General features: G+C 38.8%; 13 protein-coding genes. 5 read left to right on the forward strand and 8 right to left on the reverse strand.

All coding sequences use genetic code 11. From position 1 onward, the window contains the following. Positions 1–124: 124 nt before the first annotated feature. Positions 125–2,563 (reverse strand): ExeM/NucH family extracellular endonuclease, encoded by a 2,439-nt coding sequence (locus MKL38_RS16560; RefSeq protein WP_270903823.1) that lies wholly within the window; start codon positions 2,561–2,563, stop codon positions 125–127. 145 nt (positions 2,564–2,708) lie between these two features. Here MKL38_RS16560 and trmB point away from each other — a divergent pair, with 145 nt between their 5' ends. The 3 genes from trmB to MKL38_RS16575 all read left to right on the forward strand — a co-directional run bounded on the left by trmB (position 2,709) and on the right by MKL38_RS16575 (position 4,900). Further along, a complete protein-coding gene (gene trmB / locus MKL38_RS16565; protein WP_004642023.1) occupies positions 2,709–3,425 on the forward strand; it encodes a tRNA (guanosine(46)-N7)-methyltransferase TrmB in 717 nt (238 codons plus the stop codon). Positions 3,426–3,596: 171 nt separating this feature from the next. Next, on the forward strand, positions 3,597–3,971 hold the full coding sequence (locus tag MKL38_RS16570) for a hypothetical protein (RefSeq protein WP_191899510.1): 375 nt from the start codon (positions 3,597–3,599) through the stop codon (positions 3,969–3,971). A gap of 302 nt (positions 3,972–4,273) precedes the next feature. Then, a complete protein-coding gene (locus MKL38_RS16575; RefSeq protein ID WP_270903824.1) occupies positions 4,274–4,900 on the forward strand; it encodes a glutathione S-transferase family protein in 627 nt (208 codons plus the stop codon). Positions 4,901–4,914: 14 nt separating this feature from the next. Here the strand turns inward: MKL38_RS16575 and MKL38_RS16580 are convergent, their stop codons facing one another. From MKL38_RS16580 to MKL38_RS16600, 5 genes are all read right to left on the reverse strand, one after another. Further along, entirely contained in the window at positions 4,915–5,694 is a 780-nt protein-coding gene (locus tag MKL38_RS16580) for a Rossmann-like and DUF2520 domain-containing protein (RefSeq protein ID WP_270903825.1), read from the reverse strand. A gap of 103 nt (positions 5,695–5,797) precedes the next feature. Then, complete coding sequence (locus tag MKL38_RS16585; RefSeq protein ID WP_270903826.1) at positions 5,798–7,219, reverse strand: OmpA family protein; 1,422 nt, start codon at positions 7,217–7,219, stop codon at positions 5,798–5,800. Positions 7,220–7,432: 213 nt separating this feature from the next. Continuing rightward, positions 7,433–8,668 carry a dihydroorotase gene (locus MKL38_RS16590; protein ID WP_270903827.1) on the reverse strand — a complete coding sequence of 412 codons (1,236 nt, stop codon included), beginning with the start codon at positions 8,666–8,668 and terminating at the stop codon, positions 7,433–7,435. Between the two features lie 12 nt (positions 8,669–8,680). Next, positions 8,681–9,697 (reverse strand): aspartate carbamoyltransferase catalytic subunit, encoded by a 1,017-nt coding sequence (locus tag MKL38_RS16595; RefSeq protein ID WP_270903828.1) that lies wholly within the window; start codon positions 9,695–9,697, stop codon positions 8,681–8,683. 124 nt (positions 9,698–9,821) lie between these two features. After that, positions 9,822–10,166 (reverse strand): hypothetical protein, encoded by a 345-nt coding sequence (locus MKL38_RS16600; protein WP_270903829.1) that lies wholly within the window; start codon positions 10,164–10,166, stop codon positions 9,822–9,824. Positions 10,167–10,405: 239 nt separating this feature from the next. On the opposite strand from MKL38_RS16600, the gene rlmKL reads away from it, so the two are divergent. Beyond that, entirely contained in the window at positions 10,406–12,616 is a 2,211-nt protein-coding gene (rlmKL, locus tag MKL38_RS16605) for a bifunctional 23S rRNA (guanine(2069)-N(7))-methyltransferase RlmK/23S rRNA (guanine(2445)-N(2))-methyltransferase RlmL (protein ID WP_270903830.1), read from the forward strand. 18 nt (positions 12,617–12,634) lie between these two features. Here the strand turns inward: rlmKL and MKL38_RS16610 are convergent, their stop codons facing one another. Beyond that, entirely contained in the window at positions 12,635–13,051 is a 417-nt protein-coding gene (locus MKL38_RS16610) for a hypothetical protein (protein WP_270903831.1), read from the reverse strand. A 269-nt stretch (positions 13,052–13,320) separates the two neighbouring features. Between MKL38_RS16610 and MKL38_RS16615 the strand changes: the two genes are divergently transcribed. Next, positions 13,321–13,815, forward strand: a complete 495-nt coding sequence (locus MKL38_RS16615) for a CinA family protein (RefSeq protein WP_270903832.1) — start codon at positions 13,321–13,323, stop codon at positions 13,813–13,815. A 50-nt stretch (positions 13,816–13,865) separates the two neighbouring features. On the opposite strand, the gene clpB is transcribed toward MKL38_RS16615, so the two are convergent. Further along, positions 13,866–16,445, reverse strand: a complete 2,580-nt coding sequence (gene clpB, locus MKL38_RS16620) for an ATP-dependent chaperone ClpB (protein WP_017389110.1) — start codon at positions 16,443–16,445, stop codon at positions 13,866–13,868. Positions 16,446–16,717: the final 272 nt, after the last annotated feature.

Consider the following 16,717-nt stretch of genomic DNA (forward strand, 5'->3'; position numbering starts at 1 on the left):
AAGCGTAAACTTATAAAATACTTACACCACCTAATATTCTTGAAAAAGTCATTCCTTGCAAGTTGTCTTGCGTGACGATTGTTTAAAATATGATAAAACACATTTGCGTCACGCAATTTTTCCGTTAACTGCGCTTAAAAAGCTGGCTAAGCCAGTTCATTAATTCAGATAAGAAATCAAAAATACCATTTTTCTTATCATCATCCGGATGACTTGAGTCTTTTCCATTTAAATCTAGGTCTACAATTACTGGGTCGTGGTCCGAAGAGCGATAAGCATCTTCACCATAGAACAACGCCTTTTGCTCATCTGTTTTATATTCTTCGTTATAGTCTAAAGCCGTTGGCTCATCAGCATTGATATGCCATGCAAAGGTTCTCACTACTTTTGGATATAAAGACGCATCAGCAATTGCATGATCTAGGTTACCTGCTCCCCCATTACCGTTGGCATCACTTGCAACACCAAAAACATAGCTATATGCCTGAGTACCCTGACCGATTTTAGTGTCATTAAGTAAAACTTTATAATTCGCTTTTTCAAATGACAAAATAGGTTCTTCTTTTGCGTAGCTGTTCATATCCCCGACAAGTAAAGCATTTTGCTTAGGCACTTGAGTTGGATTTTTCGCTAACCACTGCACAATTTGATCAACTGCTTTCACACGAGTTGGATTCCAACAGCCTTGACCATCTTTTTGGTCTGCATCAGTAGAGCTAGCATCGACCCCACTACAGCTTTTCGATTTAAGATGATTTGGAATAACAGTAAACGTTTTATTACCACGAACTGCTTGGAAACTTTGCGCCAAAGTTGTTCGGTTCTTATCACCCAAATCGAGTACAACAGGCTTATTTAAAGGCTTAACACGCTTACTGTTATAAATAATAGCCACAGCAATCGCATCACCACCTAAACGGTCTAGATTTTCAGGAACGACATATTTCCAATCGCTACCTAAAGCTTTGGTCAAATGAGCAATAGCACTGTTCGGTCCATAACCGTTGTTGGCAATTTCCATCAAACCGTATACATCGGCATCAATCGCTTTAAGTGCACTCACAATTTTACGATGCTGTTTGTCAAACTCAGCTTGTGTTGTCGCACCACGCTCTGTTGGGAAACCTGTTGCGCCATTGTCATAGTTCAAAACATTAAATGAAGCTACACGAATGTGATTGGCATTTTTGGTAAGGACACTTTGACGTGGGTTTGGTTGAGTAAGAACCTCAGGTTGATTGCGCCCAAGCACAGGTTGTACACGCCAACCATTAAAACGGTATTCTAAAATACCTTCAGCATTTTTAAGTTCATAACCCGAACGTAGCGTATTGGCAGCACTAAAATTGCTTGGTAACCATGGTGTACGGTTTTGGTTGTTATAACCATCATCAAAAATAATTTTTGATAATAAGTTTTTCTGAGCTAGAGCCTTAGCTTCAGGAGATAACGCAGGATATAAATTGGTTGGAATATATAAGCGGCCTAAGCTCAGCGATAATTCACCATAACGGCCATAATTGTAGTTCTCGCTGACCGTTAAAGTCTGAGGTAATTTGACCAACATACCTTGATAACGCTGTGGAGAATTGGTCGATCCACCAGTTAAATTTGCAAATGGAAGTTCAAGGCTAATCGGCTGAACCTGATTTGCCATATTGCTATTACAGGTTTGAATATCTTGTTGTAACTGATCTATCTGTAACTGATTTTGATAAGAAGTTAAACGACCACGTAAAATAACTTCATCGCCAACTTGTCCACCTTTTACCGCACTACTATTTGGAATATAAACAAAAATGGCATTGCTAACATTTGCACGTGCTTTTGTGTCTGGCGTCTGAACATAAAAACCAGAGAATCCATTGGCATAACGATAGTCAGCTGTAATCACACCACGCACAGTATAAGTCTGGTCTTGAGTTGCTGCAGCTAAGTCAGCAATCGCTGTATTTGAGCTTGAGCAACTGACTGTTTCAACAGGAGGCTGAGTTGTAGATCCTGATAAATTTGAAAAGTCATTTCGGTTTGTCCAAGCAGACCATGAATGGTCCAAATCAAATGCGGCGGTTGCATCAACACTTAAAGCTGGGTTCTCTGTTTCAATACGCTTAAAACTATTTCCCAAGCTTGAAACTGCTGTCCCCCATCCCGCTGCTGGGCGTTCACCAATACGACCAAAACGGTCTACAGGTGTACCTTTATAAACAAGTACGACTGCATCATCACCATTAAAAGAGAGTGCTGCCACCTGATTAACTTTACTTCCAAGCTCAGTTTGCAACTCTGAGCGGCCCACTAAAAACTTCTGTTTACTCGCGAGTGTACCTTGTAAACGAAAAGCCACAGTCTTCGCTGTTCCACCATTATTAAATTGTTGAATCTCATAATCGGCTAAATTAACTGTAGCGCCATCTGGATTATAAATTTCCAAGCCTTTTTTATTGCTGCTGCCGTCAACATATTGACTAAACATCAGCTGTGCTTGAGCAACTGAGCTATATGAAAATGCACCTAATGCACTTAAAAAGACCGAAAGTGTTCTTAATTGAAAAGTTTTCATGAGTAAAAGTGTTCATATGAGTTTTAATTAGTCTCTTAGAGTAAATATTGATCATGACATCTACATGAAGAAAAACACCGAAACATTTGACTTGATCACCTGAAGACTTAAAATACCGCATTTGAATTTCAATATTGCCAAGGTTATGTCGATCGATCAGTTAGAAACGCAAATTGCAGACTTAGACAATTTGCCTGAACACCGTGAAATTGTGACGTTTATGCGTCGTTCAGCACCACTTAATACGTCTCAACGCACGGCATTAGAACAACATCGCGATTTAATTTTGGAATATCCTGTTGGCGACTTACGTCAACACTTCGAACACCCAGAGCGTCCATTAACTGTAGAAATCGGTTTTGGTATGGGGCGTTCGTTAGTCCTTATGGCAAAAGCGAACCCTGAACGCAACTATGTGGGTATTGAAGTTCACGTACCTGGTATTGCTCAATGCCTATATGAAGCAGGTATAGCAGAAGTTAAAAACTTACGTGTACTTGATGCAGACGCGATTCAGGTTCTACGTGAAATGCCAGACAACAGCATTAACTGCGTACAACTTTACTTCCCTGACCCTTGGCAAAAGAAACGTCATTTCAAACGTCGTTTTGTTGCCCATGAGCGTATGCCATTGGTTGAACAAAAGCTTGAGCTTGGCGGTACATTCCATGCTGCAACAGATTGGGAACCGTATGCTGAATGGATGCTAGATGTATTAGACAACCGTCCAGACCTTGAAAACTTGGCAGGTAAAGGCAATAGCTACCCTCGTCCAGATTGGCGCCCAGTGACTAAGTTTGAACGCCGTGGTATTGAGTCAGGTCATAAGATTAATGACTTTATCTTTAAAAAGATTAAGTAACTAATAAAAAAGGCTTAGAACAAAATCTAAGCCTTTTATTTTAAAACCAATCTAGTGAATAAGCGGAATTAAAAATTAGCTGAGCATAAAGATTTAAATGAAAATAACCTTTGAATTATTAGTTATATAAATATAATAATAACAACCATTTTAACTAGACAGAAAATAACAATGAAGCTTTTCGCATTTCTAATTTGCGTAATTGTCTCAAGTGGCTGCTTTGCCTCAACTCAAGAAGACTTTGAACTTAAATATTACAAGTTAATGGAACGATACATTCAAACACAATCGGACAGAAATCAAATCATTTCCACAGAAGCAAAAACTGAGCAAGAAGATCTTGTTAGGTCTAATAAACTCAAAGCTCTTGATTGCAAAGGATGGAAAGAAAATATTGAACTTTTTGACTTTATCTTAAGTAGATTTAAAGAATATGAATCAGCCTCAGAAGAGGTTAGAACAATGGGATATACTAAAGAAAATCTACAGGAGGATTCTGAATGGCTGCGTGAGCAATTACACAAGCCAGAGAACCAATGTAGATAAACCAAAATTCAAAAAACCGCCGAAGTGCGGTTTTTTATTACCTGCTAAAAGCAGATGCAGACAGCATAACGAGCGAATATTCATTTTGTTTTCACGTAACAACATCCCCCTCTTGAGGTATATTGAATCTTCCTTTATTCACATATCTCCCTAAAAACAAAAAGCTCACAAGCAATATAGTTTTCTTTAAATATCACTTTAGTTAATCTCTAGACTTATTAATATTCATAAATCATGTTAAAAATATAGAAATGAACACTTCACTAACTAATTACTTAAACTCACGAAAGTCAGAAAATAATATGCTAAAAATCTTAGGGCGCGATAACTCAATTAATGTTCGTAAAGTCTTGTGGCTCTGCGAAGAATTAAATCTTGAATATGAAAGAGAAGATTGGGGAAGAGGCGTTCTTTCAACACAATCTCCTGAATTTCTACAATTAAACCCCAATGGACAAATTCCTGTTGTTTTAGGTGGTGATTTAGTACTTTGGCAGTCCAATAGTATTATCCGTTATCTAGCAAATGCTTATGACAAAGAGCATCTGCTTTACCCTACACAAGCGAAAGAAAGATTTTTTGTAGACCAGTGGCTTGATTGGCAAGCGATAGAGCTGAATAACAGCTGGACTTATACGATTATGTCTCTGCTTAGACATTCACCAGATCATCAAGACCCAAACTTATTACAACAAGGTATTGATAAGTGGAATCGTCATATGCAGATGCTTGATCAACAACTTGCAAAAACTCAAGCCTATGTTGCAGGTTCACAATTTAGCTTAGCCGATATTCCAATTGGTCTGTCTGTACAGCGCTGGAAGGCAACGCCTTTTGACCATCCAACGCTTAGTCATGTCGACCAATATTTTGAACTTTTAAATCAACGTGCGGGCTTTTTAAAATGGGGAAATAACGGCGAACCTTAATTTTTAAATAAGCTTTAAGCCGAGTGATGGCGTTGTAAGATGCCATCACTTAAAAGTTGATACACCTGTTTTAAATCATCTCGTTCTGCTTGAGCTAATAGGTTTTGATGCATTGCTAAGATATTTTGATCGCCTCGTACCGCTGGCCCTGTTTGCATTTGTTTTGGATCATTTTCAGTGGCTTTTTTTGCTGTTTCCACAATTAATGGATAAAGCAAACTAAAGTCCACCTGTTCTGCATCCACTATTTGCTTTGCCATATCAAAACAATAATTACTAAAATTACAGGCAAATACGGCTGCTAAATGCAAAGTTAAACGCTGCTTTGAGGTGTATTGATATACTCGTTTGCTTAGGCTATTTGCTAAATCTAAAAGTAGTTCCTGGTCGACATTTGTTACGGATTCAACAAATAACGGCGTTGCAGACCAATCAACATCTCTTTCTAAGCTAAAAGTTTGTAATGGATAAAACACCCCTGCTTTTTCATGCACATGACTGATGACTTCAATATTAGTGCTACCCGAGGTGTGAACCATAAGAGTTTCAGGAAATAATTCATGAACCTGTTTTACAAGCTCAGCAATTGCACTATCTGAAACCGCTAGAATGATGAGCTCGGTCGATTGAAATTGCTGTAAAGACTGACATGCTTTTGCTTGAATTTTCTCTGCAAATTTTTGGGTTTTATCAAAATCACGTGCATAGACTTGTACGATGTTATGACCTTGAGCCAATAAAGCCTGTGCCAAATGAAAGGCAACTCGTCCACTTCCTATCAAACTGATTTTCATATTAACCCAACAATATTTATCTCTATAAAAAAAGCTTCTCAAAATGAGAAGCTTTTTTCAAATCAAAATGAATAAAATCAATAATTTTTCATAAATTATTTCATTATTGAGCTACTGAAAACTCGATGCGACGGTTTTTGAAACGTCCTTCATCAGTTGTATTTTCAGCAACTGGTTGATCAGAACCATGACCTTGTGCAACTAATTTAGAGGCATCTACACCTTTAGATGTTAAATAGTCTACTACAGCTTGAGCACGGCGTTGAGACAAAGCTTTATTTGAAGCTGCATTACCGGTTGAGTCTGTATGGCCGCCAACATTTAATTTCACTCCAGACACTTTATTTAAAAGTGTTACAGCTTGATCAAGAATAGCTTTGTTATCCGCAGGGATTTCACTTGAACCACTCGCAAAATTAATAATTTGCAAGTTAAGGGCTTTCACCAAAGCATTTACATCGACATTGTTCGGGTCAATTGCTGTTAGAGCAGTTTGTGATGCACTCAAGCTATTGCTCACAGATTGTTCAGCTGTTACTGGTGCTGCGGCTACAACCTCAGTATGTGGCACCAATGCTTTTACTTTTGCAGTTAAAGCTTCTAATGTTGCCGCATCCCCCGCTTTCAAAGTAATTTTATCACCCACCCATTCTAAAGATGCATTTGGCACACCTTTTAATGCACCGAGCACACCAGCAAGTGCATCTTTGTCTGTAAATGAAGCCGCATAAGTTTGGCTTGTATCCACATTACAATCTTGAGTTGTCGAAAAAACCTTTTTAACGTTTGTTTGTAGCGTTGCCAAAAATCCTTGGTCACCAATCCCAGCCTGACACTGACTCACTGCCCCTTTATCATCTGTACTTAAAGTTAAACTAGCTGGTGCAGCAGCGGCTTCAACACCACTTGCAGCCGACGGTTCTGGTGCTGGTACAGCTTCTTTATGCTGGCAAGAACGCCATAACCACGCAATAATAAGACCCAGAATAATTAGAGCAATAATAGGCAAGAACCCACGAGACTTACCCGTTTTTTCGCTGGCTGCAGCTAATGGTGGAGCTGTTGAAGTTGAGTGTGGAACCGAAGATAAACCTGCACCAACACCTAAAGGTGCTAATAGACCTACTGCCCATGCAGGTAAATACGAACGAATAGTATCTGCATGCTGGCGCAAGTAATTCACAATACTTTGCTGGTCATTTCCAGCAACATCTGAAATTGCAGTAAGACTCGGTTTAATTGCACTGTTAAGTGTGCTTTCAATTTCATTATTTGGTGCTGTGCCGCTTAAATGAGTAAGCACAGTATTCTTGATTTGATCATTATGAGAAAAAAGATCGGATAACGATGGAGCCAGACTATTTTTCAATTGTCCGATAAGATCAGGTTTAGCAGCTAATAATGAAAGTAAAATTGGATAAAACTTAGATAAAGCATTTGATTTTTCGCCTAGGTATCCATCCTGTTCATCTAATAATATTGAAGATACTTTTTCTTTAAGCAATTCTATAGGGTTTATCGACATTGGTTATTCTCCCGAATTTATACGTCGTAACCAGCAACTTTTGATTATTCAAATAGTTCTTCTTTGCTGATAGTTTTTTATTCTAATCTGCCTAGAATCTTTTATTGTTTTTTATATAATTTATATACAATTTTCCATCTAGTATTTACAAAACAGGCAGATCTTATTGATCTACCTATTTATATTTTAAATTTACTTTAACTAAGTACTTTATCAGTTAGCAAAAGTTTGAAGTACTTTACCCGTCAAGGTTTGACCCAACAATGGGGTATTTTTTCCTTGCGATAAAATAGTGTCTTTGCTTACTGTCCAGTTAAAAGCAGGATCTACCAATACCCATCCAGCTTCATCTTCCCAACGCGAGGTCATGTTCGCAACCTGTGCTGGTACGCTGGTTACTTTAGCAACCCATTCTAGAGGTTCAAATAAACCTTCATTAATGAGTTGAATCCCTAACGATACATAGGTATCAAAAGCTGTAATGCCCGGCTGAGTTTCAGCAAATGGCGCCATTTTTGCCGAACTGCTTAAAGGCTCATGGTGCGTACAAATTGCATCAATTACGCCTTCTTTTAAGCCTTGACGTAAAATTTCTTTATCTTGCTCAGAACGCAATGGTGGGCGAACGTGTGCAAGTGAATTGAAACCGTCTGTTAAGTGTTCAGTTAAATGTAACTGGTGCATTGCAACATCGGCAGTCACAGGTAAGCCTTTTGCTTTTGCAGCACGAATTAGGTCAACCGATGCACCACAAGACAACAAACCAAAGTGAGCTTTTACGCCAGTTGCTTCAATCATAAGCAAATATTTTGCAATCGCTACAGTTTCAGCAAGTGCCGGAATCATCGGCAGACCTTGGCGAGAAGCAATAAAGCCTTCGTGTGTACATCCATCTTTAGCAATCTGTGGTTCTTCAGCATAGAACACAACCGTTAAGCCAAGACCAGCTGCATATTCCAAAGTACGAATAACAACATCATCATTTTCAAAAGCAGCGTTAGCATTTGAAACAGCAGTACATCCGCCCTTTTTCAGGCCAGCCATATTTGCAGGTTGTTTACCATTTAAGCCTTGAGTTTGAGCACCAATAATATGCATGTGAATGCCACCATCAAGCCATGCCTTTTCAATCAAGCCATGAATGAGGGCACCGTTGTCTTGTACAATCGGCTTTGAGTCTGGTGGGGTAATGACGTGCAAAATGCCATTAGCACGTGCCGCCTTCCCTTCAGATTTAAGTGTCCCATGTTGCTGTTGACCAGGCTCACGTAAACGCGCGCACAAATCAACCATGGTTGGCATTAACCATTTGCCTTGACCATCAATGGTTTGTTCAACTTGCTCTACTGGAGCAACCAGCTTGCCATTTTGAATATATACAGTTTGTACGTTGTCTGTTTTCTGGATTGGGTCTAACACACGTACATTTTCAATTTTTACAATACTCATGTGATCCATTCCTTACAACGTAATCGCTTCAATTAAGCCTTGTTCTTGGAGTTGGCCTTGCATTGACAACGCCAACACAGCCATACGAACTGCAATACCGTTGGTTACTTGTTTCAGAATAACCGACTGGTCTCCATCCGCCACACTTGAATCAATTTCTACACCACGATTCATTGGCCCTGGATGCATAACGATACAATCAGGTTTAGCCAAACCAAGACGCTCTTTGTTTAAGCCATACATTCTGTAAAATTCAGACTGTGAAGATAATGCTGGAGAATCAATACGCTCATTTTGAATACGTAGAGCAATAATCACATCACAATCTGCGATCCCTGCATCCATGTTATTAAACAAGCGGACATGCTGGCCATATTCTGAAAAGCCCACTGGTAATAATGTATTCGGTGCAATCACACGAATATCTTTACATCCTAGTGTTTGTAATGCTGCAACATCCGAACGTGCTACACGAGAGTGTTTAATGTCACCAATAATGGCAACACTCAACTCTTCAAACGGTTTTTTTGTTTCACGGCGAATGGTAAGCATATCGAGCATCGCTTGCGTTGGATGGGCATGACGTCCATCTCCAGCATTAATAATTGCGACCTTTGGACACACATCTTTAGCAATGAAATGTGCAGCGCCCGAAGATGAATGGCGTACAACAAAAATATCCGCAGCCATTGCTTCCAGGTTCCAGAGCGTATCTCGTAGCGTTTCACCTTTTGATGTACTTGAACGTGCAATATCAATATTCAATACATTTGCAGACAAGCGTTTTGCTGCTGCTTCAAAAGTAGTACGAGTACGGGTGGAGTTTTCAAAGAAAAGATTCATAACCGTCAATCCCTCTAAGAGCGGACGGTTAATTAAATTATTATTATCATCTAAAAAGCTTTGTGCGGTATCTAAAATCTTAGTGAGGTTTTCTTTTGAAAGTCCCTCAATCGTTAAAAAATGTTTTAAATTTCCGTCTTGATTGAGCTGAACCTGGCTCGGTTGATGCAACGCTGCAATATGCATAATGGATTCCTATGGGTCGAATCGCGAAAACGTGCATAGTGTAGCTGAATTCCGCTCTTTTCGCAGAAGAACTTTACAGAATAAGGCCCTAAATTGACCAGAAAATTTAGGACCGTGATCTGGACTATCTCAATGCACCTATATAATGGTGTGGAACTTGTGCCCGATAAATGTCTTCGGCGGTAATTTCTGAACCTTCATCGACTTTAACATCAGCAAGTTTTTCTTTTTGAGAAGACTCGGGTATTGCGTCAACCAACGATCTTAATCGCTCAACGCATCGTTTTAATTCGTCATCCTCTGTTTCTAACGCTACCGTAATTACATATTTTGCATAATCTTTATTTTGAATCACGTACATTGCATCTATTACCCGCCCAGTCACCCTACGCATACGTACATATATTTGTGTAGCCACAGAGAAAGCATCTGCATTAGTGATAAAACCATTCCCGATCATGTCTTTCATTTATAACGTTCCCATCCATTAAAATTATAAAAATGGTTAAAAACCGACTATGTCTGTTAAATAAATAACCATCGATAGTATTGGTCTAGCAAAATACATACCAATTTCAAGGTATTACTCATTAAAAATCAGTTTATTGGTTGCTAAATGATAGGTTGCAATAATTTAAAAACCTTTAGACATCAAAATACGTTAAACTTTGCATCGTTAATATTTATATGTTTTGGTCAATCGAGTTTATGAATACCTCTTTACGTTTAAACCACTATTGGATTACTTGTGCTGATGGTTTAGAACCCCTCTTACAAGAAGAAATAGAACAACTTGGCACCAAAGTGACAGAACGTAAAGCAGGACGTTTAATCATTGAAGGAACGCTTGAACAAGCTTACCGCATTTGTATGTGGTCGCGTCTCGCTTCTCGTGTTTTACTTCCTATTCATACTTATGAACTTGAATTTACGCATGATGCACGTGATGTAGCAGAAGAGCTCTATGAAGGCGCGATGAGCTTTGATTGGTCACTTATTTTTGCACCACAAAGTACTTTCGCAATCCGCTTACATGCAGAACGTGAAATCATGGTCAATTCGCAATTTGCCACACTGCGTGTAAAAGATGGCGTTGTTGATTCCTTTATGGAAGCTGTAGGCCGTCGCCCTAGCATTGACACCAAACAACCAGAAATTACGATCTATGCTTTGGCAGGTAAAACTGAACATACCTACTGTTTAGATTTATCAGGTGACTCGCTCCATAAACGTGGCTATCGTCGTTTTATGACGGATGCACCAATTAAAGAAAACCTTGCTGCGGCAATTTTACAAAAAGCTCAGCTCAAACAGCGTAATCCAGAGATTGTGCTTGACCCAATGTGTGGTTCAGGCACATTTATCATTGAAGCATTAATGATTTTAACTGACCGTGCACCAGGGCTTGTTCGTCGTTTTGGATTTAATGGCTGGCATGGTCATGACCGCGAACTTTGGCTTTCACTCAAAGCAGAAGCAGCAGAGCGTCACGAAAAGGCACTTGAATTACCTCTACCTAAATTTTATGCCTACGATGCAGACTGGGAAGCAATTAAAGCAACCCGTGAAAATATTATTGCGGCAGGCTTTGAAAATTTATTAGGTCAGATTCAGATCGAAGAGCGTACTTTAGCTGACTGGCCAGATTTTGCTGCTGAAGGCAAAACTGCATTTATTGTGACTAACCCACCTTATGGTGAACGTTTAGGTGAAAAAGCTTCTAACCGTTCTCTATACCTAGGTTTATCAGCGCTTTTACAAAAACATTTTCCAAATCAATATGCAGCAATTATTGCAGCTCAAATTGAACAATCCGATGTTTTAGCATTTGAAGCACCTGAAACTTTACGTTTAATGAATGGTAAATTACCAATTTATATTCGTTTCGGTGTAATCAAACCTGAAAAAGTAACTCAACCATTTTTAGCAACTTGGCAAGCTCAACCTATTGAAATGGAAGAAGCACAAGACTTCGCTAACCGTTTGCAAAAAAATATGACAGCCTTGAAAAAATGGGCAACTAAAGAAAATATTTATTGCTTACGTTTGTATGATGCCGATTTACCTGACTTTAATGTCGCTGTTGACTTATATGGTGACCGTTTACACGTTCAGGAATACGCTCCACCAAAAACAATCGATCCAGAAAAAGCTAAAAAACGTTTTAATTTAGCGCTTGCTGCAATTCGTGCTGTTACTGGTTTAAACCGCGATGCCATCTTTATTAAGACACGTGCACGCCAAACTGGTACAACTCAATATACGAAACAAAGTACAGCTTCAAAACGTTTTATCGTGCAAGAAGGTAAAGCTAAAATTTTAGTTAACCTGACTGATTACCTAGATACAGGTTTATTCCTTGACCATCGTCAAATGCGTTTACGTATTGCTCAAGAAGCACGTGGTAAACACTTCTTGAACTTATATAGTTATACATCTACTGCAAGCTTACATGCTGCACTTGGCGGTGCCGCAAGTACGACAAGTGTGGATTTATCTAACACTTACTTAAACTGGTCAAAAGAAAACTTCGTGCTAAATGGTTTAACTGTAGATCATGCAGATGAACAACACATGTTCTTTGCCAGTGACTGTTTTGAGTGGTTGAAAGAAGGTCATGAACAATACGATCTTATTTTTATTGACCCACCAACATTCTCAAACTCGAAAAAATTCTATGGTACATTCGATGTACAACGTGACCATATCTCACTAATTAAACGTGCAATGAACCGTTTGCACAGTGAAGGCACGCTCTATTTCTCGAATAACTATCGTGGTTTTGAAATGGACGAAGAGATCGAAGCTATTTTTCAGGTTGAAGAAATCACTTCTGAAACAATTGGCCTTGATTTTAAACGTAATCAAAAAATCCACCGTGCGTGGAAAATTCAGCACCCTGCTCTAGATCAATATTAATGAAATTAGAGGTTATTATTACTTCACGGTAATAATAACCTCACCATGAACATTTTTTGACTCAAAATCATATTTAGTAAATCGGTCTGCTCTTTCCGGTAGCGCAATTATTTCTAACCTCTTCTTTTCTTTACTATCAACAACATGATTTTGTTTTTGTTCTTGATAAGGCGAAAGTACGCTAGTTCTAAGCGCATCCCATCGAACCTGCTGTAAATAGTTATCTCCTAACGCCTGACGTACTTGTTGTTGTTCTATCGCAGGTTTTTTGGCATCGTCCTGAGCTTTCGCAATAATGACGGGTAAAGACGTGGTTATCGCTCCTGTTTGAGTTGCAAGTGCACTTTCTGACATTGGTTGAGCTGCCCATGTGTTTGATAATAATACAGATATACCGCTCAAAATTCCCAGCATATACCCTTGTTTATTGTTCATTTCATTCATCCTAAAATTGTTATTGTTTGTTATATCGAACAAAATTAACAATTTTTTAAGCATGTCGCAATGTTATAAACAAACTTCCCGACAATTAACATTGATCATTTTAAAACCTGAATTTTTTCACGAGCATTTTGTGAATATTCCAGTAGTTTTATAGATTGTTATCTCAGACTTGAACCACATCCTTAAATCACTTACTGTGATTTTATAATTTATCTGTAAATTGATTTTATTTATAAATAAACACCATTCGAGGTGAAATAATGCTTCAGCACTGCTGCCAAATATTAGAAACTCGTCAACTCAAAATTGCCTTTATTGAAAGTGCCAGTTCGGGTTATTTAACTAGCCAATTTTCCATTCATAAAAATAGCGGTGCAGACATTTTACTTGGTGGTTTAGTGAGTTATGACCCTAGCATTAAAGTTAGTATTTTAAATATCGACCCAAAGTTAATAGAAACCTACACAGCAGAGTCACCACAAGTTACTGAGGAAATGTGCAAACTGGGTCAACAGTTATTTCAACAAGCCGATCTTATTGTAAGTTGTACTGGTCTATTAAAATCTGGAGGAAGTGAAACCGCAGAAAAACCTGTAGGTACTTTTTTCATTTGCATTTCTTATCAAGAGCGTATTTATCATTACCACTATTTTTTATCTGGCCACCCCGAACAAAAATTAAAAACATTAACTCAGAAAGTTTCAGATGCCTTAGTTGCTTTACTCACATCAACAACACAAACAGCTTCATCATAAAAAAAGAGAATATGTTTCCATATTCTCTTTTCGGTTTTAGCAGAAAAAGCTTAGCTGAGTTTCATTTTATCGAAGACTAAGTGCCCATTTTCACCTTTAACTAAAATGGTATCACCTGCGACAAAATCACCCGACAAGATTTTTTGAGCTAATGTGTTTTCAATCTGTTGTTGAATCGCACGTTTTAATGGGCGCGCGCCATATACAGGGTCGAAACCAGCATCAATCAATAAATCAAAAGCAGTATCATCTACAGTTAAACTCATATCACGATCAACAAGTCGTGAACGTAATCGATCCAACTGAATATCGGCAATACCACGAATTTGTGCTTTCTTGAGTGAATGGAAAATCACAAGCTCATCAATCCGGTTAATAAATTCCGGACGGAAATGCTGACTTACCGCATTCATTACAATGGTACGCACTTCATCGTCTGTTGCACCCTCACCTAGCTCACGTACATCTTGTGAACCTAAGTTCGATGTCATCACAATAACCGTGTTTTTAAAGTCGACTACTCGGCCTTGTGAGTCTGTTAAGCGTCCGTCATCCAACACTTGTAGCAAGATATTGAATACATCAGGATGGGCTTTTTCAACCTCATCAAACAACACCACACTATATGGTTTACGGCGAACAGCTTCGGTTAAAACACCACCTTCTTCATAACCAACATAACCCGGAGGCGCACCAACCAAACGGCTAACCGAATGTTTCTCCATGAATTCACTCATATCGATACGAATCATGGCATCATCGCTATCAAACAAGAAGTTCGCCAGTGCTTTTGTTAACTCGGTTTTACCAACACCTGTTGGACCCAAGAATAAGAATGAACCACTTGGACGATTCGGATCAGACAAGCCTGCGCGTGAACGACGAACAGCATTCGAAACGGCAACAACGGCTTCATCTTGCCCTACAACGCGGTCATGTAAAAAACCCTCCATATTGAGTAGTTTTTCACGCTCGCCTTGCAGCATTTTAGCAACTGGAATTCCTGTTGCTGCACTCACGACCTCAGCAATTTCATTTTCAGTTACTTTAGTACGAATAAGTTTTGGCTCTTCGTTCTCTTCTGCAACTTCATCTTGCTCAAGTTGTTTTTGAAGCTCTGGAATTACACCATACTGTAAACGTGCTGCTTCAGCTAAATCACCCTCACGCTGAGCCTTTTCAAAAGCAATACGCGCTTTATCAAGTTCAACCTGAGCTTGTTTAGTGCCTTCTACAAGAGTCTTCTCAGATTTCCAGATTTCTTCAAGATCGTTGTATTCTTTCTCGACTTCAGCAATCTGTTTTTCAAGGTGAGCGACTTCGGCTTTACTGCCTACATCTTCATCTTTTTTTACAGCTTCCAATTGCATTTTCAACTGGATTAAACGGCGGTCCAGCTTATCAAGCGCTTCTGGTTTAGAGTCAATTTCCATCTTAATACGAGAAGCTGCTTCATCAATCAAGTCAATTGCTTTGTCTGGTAATTGACGATCTGTAATATAGCGATGAGACATTTTTGCCGCTGCAATAATCGCCGAGTCTAAAATTTGCACACCATGGTGAGTGGCATATTTCTCTTTTAGACCACGCAAAATCGCAATGGTATCTTCAACGCTTGGCTCATCAACCAATACTTTTTGGAAGCGACGTTCTAAAGCTGCATCTTTTTCAATATATTGGCGATACTCATCTAAGGTTGTTGCACCCACACAGCGCAACTCACCGCGTGCCAATGCAGGTTTTAACATGTTCCCTGCATCCATTGCGCCATCACCCTTACCTGCGCCTACAAGCGTATGTAGCTCGTCAATAAACAGGATGATTTCGCCTTCATGTTTAGCCAAATCTTTTAAAACAGCTTTTAAACGTTCTTCAAACTCGCCACGATATTTAGCACCAGCCAGTAATGAACCTAAATCTAATGATAAAACTCGTTTGCTTTTTAAGCCTTCTGGTACTTCACCATTTACAATACGCTGCGCCAAACCTTCAACAATAGCGGTTTTACCAACACCCGGCTCACCAATGAGTACAGGGTTGTTTTTTGTACGACGTGATAAGACCTGAATAGTACGGCGGATTTCATCATCACGCCCAATAACCGGATCAAGTTTTCCCGCTAAAGCACGTTCAGTTAAATCAATCGTATATTTATTAAGTGAGTCACGTTGATCTTCGTGATTATTACTCATGACTTTGTCACTACCTCGAATATGTTCAATAACTTTACGTAAGCTGTCCGGAGTTACACCTACGGCACTTAAAATATTTTTAGTTTCGCCTGTCTCTGCCAACCCTAATAGAACCCAGTCAGTTGACAAAAATTCATCGCCTGCTTTTTGCGCATATCTATCTGCCAGATTAAGCGCTTTAACGGCTTCAGGGTTTAAATTGACATCTCCAGTTGGATTCGCAATGGTCGGAGCATCTTTTATAGCTTGCTCAAGCTTTTGTTTAAGTTCAGGTAACCGTGCACCTGCTTGTTGCAACAAACTAATATTTGATGGCTCTTCTAATAGGGTAGACAAAATATGAATACCTGCGATCGCGGTATGGTCTTTACCCATCGCTAAAGATTGAGCATCTGAAAGGGCTTGCTGCAAGCGGTTTGTAAATTTTTCAAAACGCATTCTTGTTATTCCTCACAACAAATTTGTACTTGTCTAATAAATGGGAACACTTTTTCGGATTTCAAATAAATTTTTATATATTTTTCATAATGTTATTAAAACAACAATGAGTAAAACTCCATTATAATATGGGTTTATGAATGATCTATTTCAAGTATATTTTTTATAATTTTTAAGTAGAGAACGAAAAAACGATATTTTCATCTGAATTTTTATAACAAGTAGCAATTTTAAAGCTGCACTATGTTTAATAGTTATCACTGTTAAATTTT

This window comes from Acinetobacter sp. AOR14_HL (assembly GCF_027855175.1).
Classification (GTDB): Bacteria; Pseudomonadota; Gammaproteobacteria; order Pseudomonadales; family Moraxellaceae; genus Acinetobacter; species Acinetobacter calcoaceticus.